The organism is Lacrimispora sp., from assembly GCF_031982545.1.
Classification (GTDB): domain Bacteria; phylum Bacillota; class Clostridia; order Lachnospirales; family Lachnospiraceae; genus Lacrimispora.
Map to the genome: position 1 here is coordinate 1 of NZ_DALYXB010000026.1, position 15311 is coordinate 15311.

Sequence of the window (15311 nt, forward strand, 5' to 3'; positions counted from 1 at the left end):
CCGCCGTTTTCAGCGGCGAGGTATATCATACCAAAGCTTTCGACAAAAGTCAACAGTTTTTCTGATATTAATTTTATTTTTTTTCACAGCTGCGGAACCGGCCATTTTCCCCCCGTAAAAACGCCATTCCCAGTTGATTTCTTCTATAATAAAACAACCGGTAATGGTATTTTTGCGGAACGCCTTATTATATTAACCAATCTGAAATACTTCCGAATGAAATTTACTGTAATACCGGCCATCTATTGCTGTAAATTTCAGTACGCAGTAATCAGGATCATGAACCCCCTGTGGATAATAAATGGTATCTCCTTCCTGCCATATCATCTGTCTGCTCGTTTCGTCTTCCAAAACTTCCATGGTGCCTCTAAGCATTACCCCACGAAAAAAACGCCTGTCACAAAAATAGATGCATGCATTTTGGTTTTCTCTGTATTGCCCCACTCTCATAGAAGAAGTATTTGTGGTAAAATAAAAGATTCTTATGCCCTCTCTCTTTCTGGGCGCAAGCATAGCCTTTGTATTGGGAAATCCCATATGATCCACTGAGCTTATAAAAGAAACACTTTGCTTATCAATCAGGTTACCAATTGTTTTTTCTGCATTTAACATTTCTCCACCTCCTTATAGTATTAAGATAACCCACTTTTAACATTTGGTAAATTACCCACTTTTTTGTAAGTAGTGTCAATCTATAAATCCATTTTCAATCAGAACATCTTTCATTCCATTTTCCAGCATCAGTTCAATTCCTACTTTTTGCATAATTGTAATTGCCTGCAGCAGTTCACGTCCGCGGTCCGTTAATGAATATTCAACTTTCAGAGGATAGCCATCAAAAGCCTGCTTTGAAATGATACCGAATGAGATCAACTCTTTTAATTGCTCTAAAAGCATTTTCTGTGTAATTTTTTTAATACTATGTTCCAGTTGAGACAGGGATAAGGGCTCTTTTCCCAGTACCCATAAAATAATAGGCTTCCATTTCCCACGTGTGATATCGTGGGTAAGTTCCAACGGACAAGTATACTCTTCACGTACAATCAAGCTGGTACCTCCTTAAAATTTCTATATATAATTATCTCATAAGATGGGAAATGAAAAAAGCCCCAAACTGAATTATTACTGGAATCCAGTCTGGAGCTATACACAATCTTATCGTTACTCTGTATGAATTGGATCCACTGTTCTTCTTCTCTTCTTAGGCTTTTCCCAAATCCATTCGATCAAGGAGTACCACCCCATACGGTTCCAGGAAGATTGTGTCCTTAACACTCTGACCACTGAACATCTCCTTATAATTACCATCAATCGCTGTCACAACTGGATATGCATTATGATTCAGAATGAATAAAGCATTATTTTTACCATCTGACACCTCTACTGTTTCAAGGCCTCTTATTGTGTATAAATGAACCGACAGTCCAGAAGCCTTTCCCAGGTATCTAATCAGTCTGTTCATCCCTTCTTCATCTAAGTCACACCCCAGATAATACGCTTTGCCCTCCCCAAAGGCATTGCGCGTAAAACAAGTCTTACCCGTGTAAAAATCATCAATATAGATTCCAAGACTTTCTGCTGTGTCGGGCGTTATAATATCGCACCAGAGGCTGGCCTTCCCTTCACCAAATACAGTGGATACCCTGGTCTCTTTCTGAAACTGCGGATCGTAATCATGTACCCTGGTACCTGTCAGCTCTTTTAAGGAGCCGGGAACAGTATCCATAAGCATATTATTATAACTGTCTTTTATCCCGCTTCGGAAGGTGATCAGCAAATTACCGCCTTGTCTGACGTACTCAGTTAAATTTTCTTCTTCTTTTTTATTCAGCATTACCAGCGCAGGCGCCAAAACAAGGGAATAGTTCTTTAGATCTTCATCCGGTCTGACAAAATCCACCGCCAGTCCCATTTCATAAAATGGCTTGTAAAAGCATTGCAACAGCTTATCATAATCGAAGCCCTCCACATGCCTGTGTATGGAGTGGCTCCACTCACAGTCAAATGATTTTATGATGGCTACTCTTGCTTTTGGCTGTAGAGCCCCGTAAATTCTGCTTAAACGCTCCATCTCATTTCCTACTCTGGAGATCTCCTCCAGTCTGCGATTTGGTTTACCATCATGATTAAGTATTCCGTGCCAGTTTTCTTCTGTGCCGAACGGACAGGCTCTCCACCGAAAATAAACAACCGTATCCGCACCATTTGCAACCGACTGATAGGTCCACAGCCTGAGTTTCCCCGGAGTAGGAGTAGGACCCATCTTACTCCAGCCACATGGTCCGCTCTGTTCTTCCATAACCCAGTATGGCTGTTTTTTATAACTTCTCATCAGGGTATGATCCTTTGATACGCCTGCTGCCTCAGCAATTCCCCATTGAAACTCAATATAATTGTCATAGCTGACAAAGTCCAGCTTCTCAGACATTTTATAATAATCAATACCTGTTCCTGAATTGATTGATGCATCTAACATATTCGTAGTGATGGGTTTGGTGCTGTATGTTCGTATGGCCTGCACCGTTTCATCCATAAAACTGATTACTGAATCACTGGAGAATCGATAATAATCCAGCAGTAATCCTGGATTCTGCCCCTGTGTATCATGGCATGTATCATAGCAGGCTCCAGCTTTAGGAATAATCACCTCATCAAAGCTGTTATAAATCTGACTCCAGAATACAGTTCCGTATTTCTTATTTAAACAATCAATGGATCCATATTTGTTTTTCAGCCAGATACGGAATTTATCCGCGCATTTGGAACAGTAACATCTGGTGGTATTGGCCCAGCCCAGTTCATTGTCTGCCTGCCATGCCTCTAAAGCAGGGTGGGTACCGTAACGGGAAGCGATTTGTTCCACCATTTTTCTGGTTTTTTCCCGGTATAAGCCGCTGTTGAAGCAGTAATGCTTTCTGGTTCCAAATATTTTCGGATTACCATGAATATCTTCCTGATAAATTTCCGGATAGTTATCCGCCATCCATTTTGGCGGCGTTGCAGACGGAGTGCATAAAACTACTTGAATTCCATATTGATGAAAGAAATCCAGAACTTCATCCATCCAGGAGAAATCGTACCGATTCTCTTCTGGCTCATACAGGCTCCAGGCAAATTCTCCTACACGAATCAGTTTTATATTTGCTTCAACCATCATCTGTGCATCTGTTTTCCATCTGTCCCTGTCCCAATGTTCCGGGTAATAATCTGCTCCAATCCTCATAGTTTCATCTCCTAATCATATAAATGCAATTCTTATAAACCAACGCTTTTGTAATCAAAACCGGAATGATATCTGTTGCAGTGCTTCTTTACAGCTGCAATTTCCAATATAAGCAATATAGCCGATATTTTCTTCCACAAACTCATCCTTTTTCTCATCAAAGTAAGACATGGAATTCTTTGTAAAAGACAGGCTTACCTGTTTTGTTTCGCCGGGACTTAAGTTTACTCTTTTGAAGTCTCTTAAAACCTTAACCGGACGGTCCACTGCGCTTTCTTCCCAGCCTCCATAAAGCTGAAGAACCTCTGCGCCTGCAGCATCACCGGTGTTTTTAATATTGACAGTCACTTTTGCTGTATCATGGAATATCTCTATCCTTGGCTCATCTGTTTCAAAGGTTGTATAGGAAAGTCCATATCCAAATGGGTAGAGTACTTTCCGGTCTTCTTTTTCCATTTTACAGTAACCATGGTAATATTCATATTCCGCATAAGTGCAGTCAGGATCAAAGAAGGGATAATCATCCTCTGACATTGCCACTGTATAAGGAAGCTTTCCTCCCGGGCATGCATCACCGAACAGAATATCTGCCAGTGCATTTCCGCCTTCCATTCCGCTGTAAAATGAGAATAAAATAGCCGGAGCATCGGCCTCCCATTCATCGATCAGTATGGCACTGCTCCCGACAATGGAAACTACCGTATTTTTACATATTTCCTTAATACCCCTGATTAAATCAATATCTCTCTGGTGCAGCCGCATGGATTGTCTGTCTCCGCCCATATCGGCAATATCGCTTCTGTCTGCCAGAAACTCACCTTCATCACTGTGAATATATCCGGCTATGATTACGACTGCGTCCGCATCTGCTGCCAGCTCTCTGGCCCGTTCTAAATCTGAGCCGTCGTTATATAACACTTGCGCAGCAGGCATTTTTTTCATAATTCCCTTAAGTGGAGTTACAGTATAGCTGGGGTGAACTCTGCTGGAACCGTGATCCCCGATGTTTTCCGTATCGCCCAGCACTCCCAGAACCAGAATTTTATCCGTTTTTTTCTTATCAAATGGGAGCACTCTGCCATCATTTTTAAGAAGTACCATAGACTCTTCGGCCGCCCGCCTGGCAACTTCAATATGTTCTTTGCATCCAAGGACATCCGCAGTATACTCCATCGGATCTTTTCTCGTTTCATAATAGGAAATGGTTCTTAGAATATAGCCCACTGCCTCATCAAGATCTTCCATTCCCATCCTTCCTTCTTCCAGAGCCTTAGGAAGTTCATTGTTATAATGGCAGAAGCAAGGCATTTCTATATTCATTCCGGCTTTCACAGCCTTTACTCCATCCTTGACAGCCCAGAGAAAATCAGACAGGGTAAAACCCTCAAATCCCCATTTGTCCCTTAATATATCACGAAGTAACAGCTTGCTTTCTGAGGCCTGTTCCCCATATACTTTGTTATAAGCACCCATGACGGAAGCCGCGCCTTCCTCGATACAGCGTTTAAAATGAGGCAGGTAAACTTCATGCAGCGTTCTTTTATCGGCATGAACATCCGCTTTAAAACGAGCATTTTCAATACTGTTCATAGCGAAATGCTTGATGCAGGCCATGACATTCTGACTTTGGACACCTCTTGTCAGTGCGGCACCCATTTCCCCCATATGATAGGGATCCTCTCCGTAGCATTCCTGGGCGCGTCCCCATCTTGGGTTTCTTGGCAGGTTAATACATACACCTCCATAGTAATTTCCGCCCTGTGCCCGGATTTCTGCACCAATTGCTCTGCCGATCTCTTCTTCCAGCTCTGGATCAAAGGTCGCCCCCCTCGCCATGGATACCGGAAAGCAGGTGGAGGTTCCGGATACAACTCCTCTGGGACCATCTACGAAACGAACGTTTGGAATCCCCAGTCTTTCTACAGCCAAAGTTGGATAAGGCTTTATATTATAGTGTTCAATTAAAAACAGGTCATCCAAAAGTTTCTGCTCCGTAACCTGTCCTGACATGATTCCCACTTTTTCCTCTACGGAAAGCTTTGGAATCAGTTCTTCCACAAATAACTGTATTGTCTGTTTGCTGCAGTTTTCAGTCAGCTTTGTTTTCTTTACTGTCTCCCGCATAATGACATCTCCTTTTTTATTTTCTCCTTGCATATTTTCTCATGTCAATCACAACAGCAAGGGCGATAATTAAACCTTTCACAATATACTGCCAATACATATTAACACCGATAAATGCCAGACCATAATTAATTACTGTAAATATAAGTACTCCGATAACAATGCCCCCAATACTGCCAATACCACCTGACATGGATACTCCGCCTACCACACAGGCTGCAATCGCATCCATTTCATACCCGTTACCGGTTGTATTGGAAGCGCTGCCGATTCTTCCTACTTCAAGGACAGCTGCAACGGCATATAAAACGGCTGCTGCAGAATAAACAATAATCTGAGTACGGATTACATTGACACCGGATACCTTAGCAGCCTCTGGATTGCCTCCTACTGCATACATGTATTTTCCAAATCTTGTTTTATTCCATATCACCCACATCAGAATGCAGATTGCAATTGCAATCAGAATCAGATAAGGGATCTCAATCTTTCCCAGCTTAAAAAAGCCGGTTGCTATTCCAATAATATTTTTTGACAAACCGCCGATTGGCTGTGCTCCATAAGGAGGTCTGTCAAAATAAATGGATGAGGCTCCATATAATATCAGCTGCATTGCAAGAGTTGCAATAATAGGAGGCACTTTTAATACTGCAATTGCAGTTCCGGTTATTGCTCCCAATAAAGCGCAAATGACGATTACCAGCAGAATCGGAACAATAAGCGGAAGCTCATTTAATCCCGGATACATCCGGTACGCATAGCCCGCCTGCTGCATCAGGGATGCAGATATTACTGCTGCCAGACCAATCATTCGTCCAGTAGACAAATCACAGCCCCTGACAATTAAAACCATACCTGCTGCCAATGCAATGATGATTCTTGTAGCGGACTGGGCGAAAATATTTTTAAAGTTGGTGAAAGATAAAAACTTCGGTTCAATGATAACTACAGTGATAAATAAAGCAATTAATACAATGTAGATCACCTTTTCCACCAGTAATTCTTTCATCATTGTTTTTTCATGAAATATGTTCTTTAATCGGTTCATAGATACCCTCCAACTTGCCATCCATTCACGTAGTATTAAATATATTTTGCAGATGCTTCCATAATCTGAACCTGGGTAACCTCTTTTGCATCAAAGATTCCTGCCTGGCGTCCGTTGCTCATGACAAGAATGTGATCGCATATTCCCAGAAGCTCGGGCATTTCTGAACTGACTACAATCATTCCTTTTCCCTGGGCTGCCAGTTGATTCATCAATTGATAAATTTCATATTTAGCGCCTACATCGATTCCCCTTGTGGGTTCATCAAGAAGCAGTACGTCCGGATTGGTAAGCAGCCATCTGCCAAGGATTACCTTTTGCTGATTCCCTCCGGACAGGTTGCCGATCTTTGTTTTTGCAGATGGTGCTTTTACATTCATGGTCTTCATCATTCTGCTTACTCTGTCTTTCATTAATGAATCACTAAGCAGAATGCGCTTTGAGTACTGATCCAGATTTGTAATTGTCATATTAAAAGAAATACTTAAATCGGAAAAAATTCCGTCTTCCCTTCGTTCCTCAGTGAGCATGGCAAATCCATTTTTCATTGCTTTTATGGGAGTGCTGTTAACAATCTGTTTTCCTCTTAAGAAAACCTGTCCTTCCCCTTTAGCACGGATTCCAAAGAGGGTTTCCAATACTTCCGTTCTTTTAGAACCAACCAACCCTGATATTCCCAGTATCTCGCCTCTGTGGAGTTCAAAGTCAACCTCCCTAAATGCGGGGGTAAGAGAGGAAAGCTTTTGAACTTTCAGCAAAATGTCTCCCGGTTTTGTACTTTTTTGCGGGTAGCGTTCCTTTAGTTCTCTCCCTACCATCATTTTAATGATGCTGTCCGTTGTAAGTTCTGTTGCCAGCTCTGTTGCAATCCATTTTCCATCCCGCATGATTGTGATATCATCGGAAATCCGTTTTATCTCCTCCATCTTATGAGAGATATAAATAAAGCTGGTATTATCTTTCTTTAATTTTTCAATGATCTGAAATAAATGGTCAACTTCATTCTCAGTAAGAGACGAAGTGGGTTCATCCATTACAATTACTTTCGCGTCATAGGAAACTGCCTTTGCTATTTCAATCATCTGCCTGTTTGAAACAGTTAATGCACCCGCTTTTATTCTTGGATCAACATCAATTCCCAGACTGTCAAAAATCCGTTTTGTATCCTCATACATCTTTTTATGATCAACCAGACAGCCCTTCATGGGATAGCGTCCAAGCCAGACATTTTCCATAACACTTCTGTCCAGCACCTGATTCAACTCCTGATGAACCATGGATACATGATTTTCCAGTGCCTGGGCCGGATTTTCAAAACTGATTTTACTGCCCTCCAGGAAAATCTCACCCCCACTCAGTGAATAGATACCAAAGAGACATTTCATTAAAGTGGATTTACCAGCTCCATTTTCACCTAATAAGGAGTGAACTGTTCCCGGTCTTACTTTTAAAGTTACATCGTCAAGAGCCTTAACTCCCGGGAAGCTTTTTGTGATATTTCTCATTTCCAGAATAAACTCGCCCGCCACCTTATTTCCTCCTTCAAAATTGGACTGCTGCAAATGTCAGCTGCTTTTACAGCAGTCCGTTTCTGTCATTATTCGGCATAGGTTGATTTTGCCACATCCAGATTTTCTTTTGTTATGGCCTGATAGGGTACCCGTACTGCCTGAGCACCGGCTTCCATCTTTAAATCAATTCCTGTCATTACATCTTTTCCGCCTGCCAGGTTTCCAGCCATACCTACAATGGTTTTTCCCTGTGTTTTGGCATCTTGTAATACAGAACCAATTACTTCGCCGCTCTCTATCTTATTTAACATTTCAGGTAAAGCATCAATGCCGATGACGGGAATGTATTTCTCACTTTCCAATCCTTTTGTATTATATCCGGCTGTCTGAATAGATTGAAGGGCACCCAGAGCCATGGCATCGTTTCCGCAGATAACAGCCTCGATCTGATCACCGTATTTGGAAATCCAGGCATCCATCTTGTCCTTTGCTTTTGCTGTATCCCACATGCCCGTGTCTTCTTCTAACAGTTCAACGGGTATTCCGGCATCTGTAATGGTTTTCTTAGCAAAATCAGCTCTTGGCTGGGCTGCCGTATGTCCGGGATCCCCCATTAAATCAACCAGCTGAAGTTTCCCATCTCCGTTTTTGTCCATTTTAGGATTTGCTTTCCAGTAATCCACGATCATCTGGCCTTCTATGGAAGCACCGTAATCGCCGCCGGTTGAGGTTACCTGATATGCTTTATCATACGATGCAATCACTGACTGATCGGTTATTTCTTTATTAAAGAAAATAATGGGGACATTTCCGGCAGCCTTGCATTTTTCAATCAGTGTGGGGGCTGCAGTTACATCTACTACGGAAACAGCAATTACCTTGGCCCCCTTAGCCAGCATGGTATCAACCTGGTTATTCTGCGTTGACTGGTCATTTTGTCCATCTTCTATATTGGTTGTAAATACCCCGTTACAAGCGTTTTTAATTGCCTTGCCGATATAGGAATTAAAGTTGTCCGAAGATGAATAGATGCCTGCCCCCAGAATCGGCAGTTCTCCTTTTGACGAATTTTCAGCCTTTCCCGTAGTTGTTGATCCAGCTGATCCAGCATCCCCTGTTCCCTGTGACGCGTTGGTTGAACAGCCTGCCATCATAGAAACTGCAAGGATTGCTGCCATTAAAGCACCACTCATTTTTCTTTTCATAAATACCTCCATTCTGCCGCTTTGCGGCACCCCAATCCATATCTTTTTATTTATATTGCACAATAACAATATCATTTTAAAAGTATCTGAACAACATTTTATCTTTAGATTAGGGGGGTCTGTTTTTAGAATATTAATTTTACATAAAAAAAGAAATATAAAATGTGTCATTTTGTATATTATGCACATTTCCTATTTCTTATATAACGTTTGGTAAACCTCATTTTCATCAATCATTTTGCCATTTTTTAAATATATAATATCTCCATCCACCCGATAAAGTTCTGAATAATTAGGGGTTAAGATAATAATGGAAATTCCCCGTGATTTCAGTTTGGAGATCATCTCTACCGTAATTTCCTGCAGATGGATATCTGTCTCAGTAAATGGTTTGATACAGATTACAACTTTAGGAGCATACAGATACCATTTATAATAAGCAATTTTCTGCAGCGTGGAGGGTTCAAGCCTGCGAAGCCTGATCCGGGCAATGTCTTCGATGTTAAATGACTCTGTCAGCTGACCCACGCTCTTTACATATCTGTTTTTAAACCAGAAAAATGGCACTTTTCGTGATAAAGCCATGGCAAGGTTATCCCTTACACTCATATTATAAAACAGCATGTTATCATAGGGAGACTCTTCAATAAAGCAGATTCCCATATTGACTGCTTTTATAATATGATTTGCAGAGTATTCCAGCCCGTTTAAGACTATTTTTCCAGAAACAGGTTTTTTCTCCCCTTTTAGTAAAGCGATAAAACTTAAAATACTTTCATCGTCCATATAGTATATTTTTAGTACTTCTCCCACTTCTATCTCTAAATTAATATCTCGTAAGACATCAGTACAGACATTGTGAAATTTTAGAACAGGCTCTCTATCCTCTTCCATATCAAAGCAATCTACACCTGCCAATGATTTTGTATTCTGACTTAATAATGATGAATATAACTGCTCGCGGTTAACTGTTGTGGAGTCAAAGACAGCAGCAGTTCTGCCCTGACGTACAACCACCACTTCATCAGTCCAGTCAAACAGTATCGTTTCAAATTGTTCTACAAGAATAAAAGTCATTCCCTGGTTCTGCATCTGCTTTATGAGCTGAAAAATATCACTCAGTTCGTTTTTTTTAAGAAAACCTGTCATGTAAGAAAGGACTATTATCTTCTTCTGTTCCGCATAAGCCTTTAATAATTCAATTATAACTCTCTCTTCTACCGTGACAGCCCTGACTTTCTTCTGTGTCTCCAGCTTTAGCCCAAAAATTTGAATGAGCCTTTTCAAATCGCTTAAATATCTTCTTCTTTGAATCAGCAGCTCCCTTCCGGTAAATAAAAAGACATTCTCCTCTATAGAAAGATTTTCAATCAGTTTACTTTCCTTTTCTATAAATGTGACACTGTTCTTAAGATACTTACCTGCTTCCACAGCATCGGATCTGTTATCTTCAATATAAATCTTCCCTTCGCTCAGACACAGATCCCCTTTCATAAATTCCTGCAAAAATCTCCGTTCCATAATACTGTCAAAAATAAAACCAATCATCTGCTTTTTATAAATACGAAGATTTAAGTCAGTAAAAACGGGGGTTCCATTTACTTCAATGCGACCGTTCTCAATGGTAATGTATTCTTCCTTCATAGGTGTATCCACTCTCTTTCTTAACAACTGGAAGGATGATGGAGACTTCTGTACCCACCCCAGTAAGACTATAGACATGAATGCCGTAATCTTCTCCAAACAATAACTTAATTCTGCGGCATACGTTATTAAGCGCAATTCCTCCCTTTTTATTTTTGTTCTCTTCAGAAAAAGAAGGCATTGTTGTATGCTCCAGTCCATAATTGATTTCAGCAAGAGCCTGATCATCAATTCCTACACCATTGTCCTTAATACGGATTATTACATTACGTTCTGTCAGTTCCATACCGATTCGGATCTCTCCGCCTTCCGATTTTCTTTCCAGTCCGTGAAAGATCGCATTTTCAATGATGGGCTGCAAGGTCAGTTTGGGAATAAGAAGCATGCAGATATCAGGGTCATTTTCCACAAATTCATATATTATATCCAGTTTCTCCCCAAAACGGTATTTTTGTATTTTAAAATAATTATCTACATTATCCAGCTCATCTTCTATCGTGACCAGACTTCCCGTATCAGTAATTGTATAGCGGAAAAAAGTTGCCAGTGCCTCTGTGATATTGGCGATTGATTCCATTCCAAGGCTAAGGGCATCCCCCCGGATCGCTTCAAGCGTGTTATATAGAAAATGGGGATTGATCTGGTTTTGTAAAGCTAAAAATTCGGACTGCCTTTTTGTTTTCCTTGTATTACGCTGGCTTACAAGTATCTTATCGTACCGATTAAGTACTTCTTCCATTCCTGGAAAGACAAATCCGGCTCTGTCCATAAACTCTCTGTAAATCTGCCCATTGTTAAACTTTTTAAACAATCCTGCAAAGTCCAGATAAGGGCGAATAATCCATTTTCTTAAAACCAGAGCAAATCCTAAAGCAATCGCAAAGAGGATTATTGTCATTATAATTTTTGCCATTTGCCCCATTGATTTCTGACTCCACAAAATATCAAGCCATATCGCCAAATTAACAAAAATAAGCATTGTCATAACAGTAAGCAGTATCACTGATCTCTGTGCAAATGTAATTTTTCCTTTTTTCAATGAATCTATACACTCCATTCTCAGCTATATAGCTTGCGAAATTCCGATGGATTCAGCCCGGTTTTCTTCTTAAATAGTTTCGAAAAGTACTTAAGATCTGTATAACCTACGTCTGCTGCAATATCACCAATATCTTTATTGGTCTGAATCAGCAGATATTTTGCGTTCTGAATCCGGACTTTCATAATATACTCCATAAAATTTTCACCGGTCTCCTTTTTGAACAAAGCGGAAAAATAGGCTGGATTAAAACCCGCAAGACTGCTTACGTTCTCCAGTGTAATTTCTTTATTGTAATTCTCATTGATATACTGTTTCGCCTGCCGCATTGGCTTACTGTCCTGAATCCTCTTCTGTGAAGTGAATTTTTCAAATTCATCACTGATATGCTGTTTTAACCACTGAAATATATCCGGAACAGTTAAAAATGACTTAAACTTATTCTGATACCAGGTAAGATCGGGAAATTGGTAAGGGCTCATATAATTTTTAACTCCATTTAGTATCAGGCTTACAATCTCATTATAATGCTGATATATAAACTGACTATCCTTTGCCTCCTCCAATACCTTCCAAAGTTCCTCCAGTTCACTGAGTATTCCATCAATATCCAGCACTTCAAAACAGGACAGAATTCTGTTTCTGACCTGTGTATCGATCACATCAAAAACTTCTTTTCCGGATTGGGAGTTTTCTTTAAATTCAATAATACATTCTCCGTTTCTAATCAGGCGATCCATCACAGCGGTTTGAGCCTGCTGCAAAATCTGGTGCATATTAGTCAGGCTGTCAACAACCTGCCCAATGCCAATTACAATTTTGACATTGGAAAATATATCCTGTAGGTTTGAAATCTCAATGCGCACTTTATTTAACTGCTTTTTCACTGTGGTAAGAGTGGAATCCTCTGTATTAATAAGACATAATACCTGCCCTTCCCAAGCCATAGTTACCACTTCCTCACAGCATACCTCCAGCTTCTCTTTCGCTGTACACAATATTTTTGTTAAAAGCAGGGAAAGAACTTCTTTGCTTTTGTCTTCTGGTCCCATAAACGGCTTTATAATCAATATCGTATAATATCCCTTTTCAAAATGGCAGCAGAACTCACGATTCAGCTCATTGATACCAGTTCCCGTTATTTTACTTTCCGGATCTACAAGAAGCTCCGCCAGGAGATTCTTTTTAACTTTTTCTTCCGATGAGTGGAGCATGATCATTAATTCATTCTTTTCCATATTGTCTGATAGTTTTAAAGCATGCTTTTCAATAATTTTAGTCAGCGTATTAATTAATTCCTTACTCTTAATTGGTTTTAAAAGATAATTTTCAACTCCGTACTGGATTGCGCTTTTTGCATATTCAAACTGACTGTATCCACTGATTATAATAAAATAGGTCTCCGGTAATAGTTCCTTTGTCATCCTTATTAAATCGATTCCATCATAATTTGGCATGCGTATATCAGTAATAACAATATCTGGTTTTAAATCGCAAATCGCTTCATAAGCCTTTTTCCCATCATTGATAACTGCGACAATTTCCATTTCCATATCATTCCAGTTAACCAGATGAGTGAGCAGTTGGCATACTTTTATCTCATCATCTGCAATAATCACTTTTAACAAAAAGTATCCTCCTCCCATTTCGAGATTTTCTCAGGCGCTTTTTATTCTTATTTTTTCACAGTAATCTGACAGTGTCAAGCTAATTTAAAATTTGATGAAAACCCTGTGTGCGACAACCAAAAGCCAGAAGCAGGATGTTGATAGCTTCTGGCTTTTCTATTTTTCAGGAACTCTGAACATAAAGACTAGATTGAGTTATTATTCCATTCGATTTTAACGATTTCAGGTTGTTGGCTGTTATACCTTACCGTATGTACAGACCGTGTACTGCTGTAAATGCTCAATTTATAAGTATCGCCGCTCTTGTCGGTAAATGCCAGATAGCCTGCTCCGGAAAAAAATCCTTCTGGACCCTGTGCATCCACACTAAGAACAAAATCATAAAATCCCGGAGAGCCCGTTAATGTTATACCGTATACACATCCTTTATCATTAAATCGAATAATATCATATAAATTTGAGGAGCCATTGATTGTTACCTCAGAGTTTACCGACATTCCATCTCTACGCTCGGCACTTGAATTCTCACCTATTTTTGTTGCTATAAAATCAGATACGGGATATGCCATACTAATAACCTCCTACATTTTTTCTTGTTTTTTAATTATAAAATGGAAAACTGCATTAATGAATGCATATTATAAACCAATTTTAACTGGCTGAACTGATAACAACTGGAATTCCCCACCATCTGCAGCCAGCGCCTGGTGTAAATAAACGGCAACCAGACTGCGTTGTGGATTCATAACTACGGGAGTGCTTCCACAAATTATCATATGGTTCTTACCTGCCACAATCTGCGATGCTACATAAATCATCGGTGTATAGTTAACTCCAACAATTTTACTCATCACCTGATCAAAACCATCAGCAACATCTTTGGGGAGTTTGCAGGGAATAAATTCCTCCAATACCCAATTTCCTACTTCATTCATACTTATACCCCTTTCATTTTTATTTATTTTCTATTATTGGACGCTCTTAATTTTCCAACAAATAGTATCTCATTAAAGATCACTTACCCCAGGGTAATATTCATATATTTCTTAGAACGAACGTATTTTGGAGTAACAATAAAAAAAGCAACCATCTGGTTAATAAATACCAATTGGTTACATTATAGTTTTTATTTAATTAGCTTGGTGCGTTATTGTCTATGATGCAAATATCTAACATATTCAGTAAATGTGACTATCAAACGGTTATAATTTTCTCTTATATTCTTAAAGGTCATAGCCATATCTGTCAAGTTTCTTATATTCTTATATTCGCTTAGGGTGTTCCGCTATTATTGCACAAAGCAAAAACAGCTTCCTTCTTGTTTGTAAAATTCCCAATTACTGTTTCTAAAATTATATCGTATTTAGGGGTGAATGGTTGTCAGAAAGCTCCACTTTGTTGTTATATTTCCATTCATACCAATTAATTTCCTATTTAATGTTTTATGAATATAATACATTAGGCGTTAATCTTACGCTTTTAAATAATTTTTATAGAAGGAGATACTATGCAACCTAAGAAATTACAGGGAATGAATATACACGACTGCTGTGGCACAAATAAATGCTCATCTGATAGATGCTGCAATCATGGAAATATAAATTGTGAAACATGTCGGTGCAAATGCTGCCGCTGTATAGGACCGACTGGACCGACTGGCGCTACTGGGGCTCAAGGCTCCACTGGGCCGACTGGCGCTACTGGGGCTCAAGGTCCTACTGGGCTGACTGGGGCTACTGGGGCTCAAGGTCCCATTGGACCGACTGGCGCTACTGGGGCTCAAGGCCCTATTGGACCGACTGGCGCTACTGGGGCTCAAGGTTCCACTGGACCCACTGGCGCTACTGGGGCTCAAGGTTCCACTGGACCCACTGGCGCTACTGGGGCTC

12 protein-coding genes and 1 pseudogene are annotated in these 15311 nt (G+C 40.1%); 1 reads left to right on the top strand and 12 read right to left on the bottom strand.

Features of this window, described 5'->3' with window-relative positions; genetic code table 11:
• Positions 1 to 192 precede the first annotated feature (192 nt).
• The 12 genes from ABS301_RS25685 to ABS301_RS25740 all read right to left on the bottom strand — a co-directional run bounded on the left by ABS301_RS25685 (position 193) and on the right by ABS301_RS25740 (position 14357).
• Positions 193 to 612, bottom strand: a complete 420-nt coding sequence (locus ABS301_RS25685; protein WP_349674885.1) for a pyridoxamine 5'-phosphate oxidase family protein — start codon at positions 610 to 612, stop codon at positions 193 to 195.
• A 75-nt stretch (positions 613 to 687) separates the two neighbouring features.
• Entirely contained in the window at positions 688 to 1047 is a 360-nt protein-coding gene (locus tag ABS301_RS25690) for a winged helix-turn-helix transcriptional regulator (RefSeq protein ID WP_349674886.1), read from the bottom strand.
• Between the two features lie 154 nt (positions 1048 to 1201).
• The gene (locus tag ABS301_RS25695) at positions 1202 to 3223 is read right to left on the bottom strand and encodes a beta-galactosidase (protein WP_349674887.1); all 2022 of its coding nucleotides are present in this window, start codon (positions 3221 to 3223) and stop codon (positions 1202 to 1204) included.
• A gap of 54 nt (positions 3224 to 3277) precedes the next feature.
• Entirely contained in the window at positions 3278 to 5347 is a 2070-nt protein-coding gene (locus tag ABS301_RS25700; RefSeq protein ID WP_349674888.1) for a beta-glucosidase family protein, read from the bottom strand.
• Between the two features lie 16 nt (positions 5348 to 5363).
• On the bottom strand, positions 5364 to 6395 hold the full coding sequence (mglC, locus tag ABS301_RS25705; RefSeq protein ID WP_349674889.1) for a galactose/methyl galactoside ABC transporter permease MglC: 1032 nt from the start codon (positions 6393 to 6395) through the stop codon (positions 5364 to 5366).
• Positions 6396 to 6430: 35 nt separating this feature from the next.
• Entirely contained in the window at positions 6431 to 7900 is a 1470-nt protein-coding gene (locus ABS301_RS25710; RefSeq protein ID WP_349674895.1) for a sugar ABC transporter ATP-binding protein, read from the bottom strand.
• Positions 7901 to 7992: 92 nt separating this feature from the next.
• On the bottom strand, positions 7993 to 9111 hold the full coding sequence (locus ABS301_RS25715; RefSeq protein ID WP_349674890.1) for a galactose ABC transporter substrate-binding protein: 1119 nt from the start codon (positions 9109 to 9111) through the stop codon (positions 7993 to 7995).
• Between the two features lie 192 nt (positions 9112 to 9303).
• Positions 9304 to 10755, bottom strand: coding sequence for a sugar ABC transporter ATP-binding protein (locus ABS301_RS25720; RefSeq protein ID WP_349674891.1), 1452 nt, complete (start codon positions 10753 to 10755; stop codon positions 9304 to 9306).
• Positions 10730 to 11794, bottom strand: a complete 1065-nt coding sequence (locus ABS301_RS25725) for a sensor histidine kinase (RefSeq protein ID WP_349674892.1) — start codon at positions 11792 to 11794, stop codon at positions 10730 to 10732. Before ABS301_RS25725 ends, ABS301_RS25720 begins: the two co-directional genes overlap by 26 nt.
• 20 nt (positions 11795 to 11814) lie before the next feature.
• Positions 11815 to 13413 (bottom strand): response regulator, encoded by a 1599-nt coding sequence (locus ABS301_RS25730; RefSeq protein ID WP_349674896.1) that lies wholly within the window; start codon positions 13411 to 13413, stop codon positions 11815 to 11817.
• A 194-nt stretch (positions 13414 to 13607) separates the two neighbouring features.
• On the bottom strand, positions 13608 to 13991 hold the full coding sequence (locus ABS301_RS25735; RefSeq protein WP_349674893.1) for a hypothetical protein: 384 nt from the start codon (positions 13989 to 13991) through the stop codon (positions 13608 to 13610).
• Between the two features lie 69 nt (positions 13992 to 14060).
• The gene (locus ABS301_RS25740) at positions 14061 to 14357 is read right to left on the bottom strand and encodes a hypothetical protein (protein ID WP_349674894.1); all 297 of its coding nucleotides are present in this window, start codon (positions 14355 to 14357) and stop codon (positions 14061 to 14063) included.
• Positions 14358 to 14929: 572 nt separating this feature from the next.
• Between ABS301_RS25740 and ABS301_RS25745 the strand changes: the two are divergent.
• Positions 14930 to 15311, top strand: a pseudogene (locus ABS301_RS25745) (hypothetical protein); the annotation flags it as partial.

Coding starts and splice junctions, on each gene's coding strand:
- ABS301_RS25685 (WP_349674885.1), bottom strand. CDS start 612: ATGTTAAATGCAGAAAAAACAATTGGTAACCTGATTGATAAGCAAAGT.
- ABS301_RS25695 (WP_349674887.1), bottom strand. CDS start 3,223: ATGAGGATTGGAGCAGATTATTACCCGGAACATTGGGACAGGGACAGA.
- ABS301_RS25700 (WP_349674888.1), bottom strand. CDS start 5,347: ATGCGGGAGACAGTAAAGAAAACAAAGCTGACTGAAAACTGCAGCAAA.
- mglC (WP_349674889.1), bottom strand. CDS start 6,395: ATGAACCGATTAAAGAACATATTTCATGAAAAAACAATGATGAAAGAA.
- ABS301_RS25710 (WP_349674895.1), bottom strand. CDS start 7,900: ATGAGAAATATCACAAAAAGCTTCCCGGGAGTTAAGGCTCTTGACGAT.
- ABS301_RS25715 (WP_349674890.1), bottom strand. CDS start 9,111: ATGAAAAGAAAAATGAGTGGTGCTTTAATGGCAGCAATCCTTGCAGTT.
- ABS301_RS25720 (WP_349674891.1), bottom strand. CDS start 10,755: ATGAAGGAAGAATACATTACCATTGAGAACGGTCGCATTGAAGTAAAT.
- ABS301_RS25735 (WP_349674893.1), bottom strand. CDS start 13,991: ATGGCATATCCCGTATCTGATTTTATAGCAACAAAAATAGGTGAGAAT.
- ABS301_RS25740 (WP_349674894.1), bottom strand. CDS start 14,357: ATGAATGAAGTAGGAAATTGGGTATTGGAGGAATTTATTCCCTGCAAA.